The sequence below is a fragment of the Nostocoides vanveenii genome, from assembly GCF_039531165.1.
In the GTDB taxonomy this organism is placed as follows: Bacteria; Actinomycetota; Actinomycetes; order Actinomycetales; family Dermatophilaceae; genus Nostocoides_A; species Nostocoides_A vanveenii.
Map to the genome: position 1 here is coordinate 1 of NZ_BAAAPN010000072.1, position 1,050 is coordinate 1,050.

At 68.7% G+C, this 1,050-nt stretch carries 1 protein-coding gene and 1 pseudogene; both read left to right on the forward strand.

What is annotated here, in order from left to right; translation table 11 throughout:
• Positions 1-185: pseudogene (locus tag ABD209_RS15545) on the forward strand (IS21 family transposase); the annotation flags it as partial.
• A complete protein-coding gene (gene istB / locus ABD209_RS15550) occupies positions 182-994 on the forward strand; it encodes an IS21-like element helper ATPase IstB (protein ID WP_344067830.1) in 813 nt (270 codons plus the stop codon). The pseudogene ABD209_RS15545 and the gene istB, both read left to right, overlap by 4 nt.
• The last annotated feature ends 56 nt before the right edge of the window (positions 995-1,050 follow it).

Genomic DNA, 1,050 nt, shown 5'->3' on the forward strand with positions numbered 1-1,050 from the left:
ACGACCGGCGCTGGGCGCGAGGGATGACGGTCACCGACCCGGCCCACGTACAGGCCGCCGCCGTGTTGCGGCGAGCTTTCCAAGGCCGCGACCCGGTCCCGGTCGACGATCCTGCAGCGGCCATGTTCCGGGACCTGGCCGACTACGACCGCGCCTTCGGCCTCGACGCTGGTGGCCTGTCATGACCGCCAAAACCACCACCACAGCGGCGGCGGCGACGGAGACGATCAAGACACTCACCCACCTCGCCGCGGCGCTGAAAGCACCCCGGATCACCGAAGCCGCAGCCCGCCTGGCCGACCACGCCCGCGACGCCGGCTGGACCCACGAGGAGTACCTGGCCGCCGTCCTCGAACGTGAGGTCGCCGCCCGTAACGCCTCCGGCGCCCACCTGCGGATCAGAGCGGCGGGGATGCCCGCGATCAAGACGATCGAGGACTTCGACTTTGACCACCAACCCGCCGCCCGCAGCCCGATCCATGCGCTGGCCTCCGGGGCCTACCTGTCCGAGCACCGCAACGTGGTCCTGCTCGGCCCACCGGGCACCGGCAAAACCCACCTGGCCACCGCCCTCGGCGTCGCTGCCGCACGGCAAGGACAACGCGTCCTGTTCGCCACCGCCACCGACTGGGTCGCCCGCCTGAGCGAGGCCCACACCCGGGGCCGGCTCCCGACCGAGCTGACCCGGCTACGCCGCTACGGCTTGATCATCGTCGACGAAGTCGGCTACCTGCCCTTCGAACAGGACGCAGCGAACCTGTTCTTCCAACTCGTCTCCTCACGCTACGAGCACGCCTCGCTGATCCTGACCAGCAACCTGCCGTTCAGTTCCTGGGCCGGAGTCTTCGGAGACCAAGTCGTCGCCGCCGCGATGATCGACCGCATCGTGCACCACGCCGACGTCATCGCCCTCAAAGGCACCTCCTACAGGCTGCGCGACCGAGGCATCGACACCCTGCCCAGCATCAAAGCCGAGCAGGGCTCAATAGACTGACCAAACCGTTCACTTCTCGAACGCCGGAACCGACCAGTTTTCGAGCGCCGTCCACA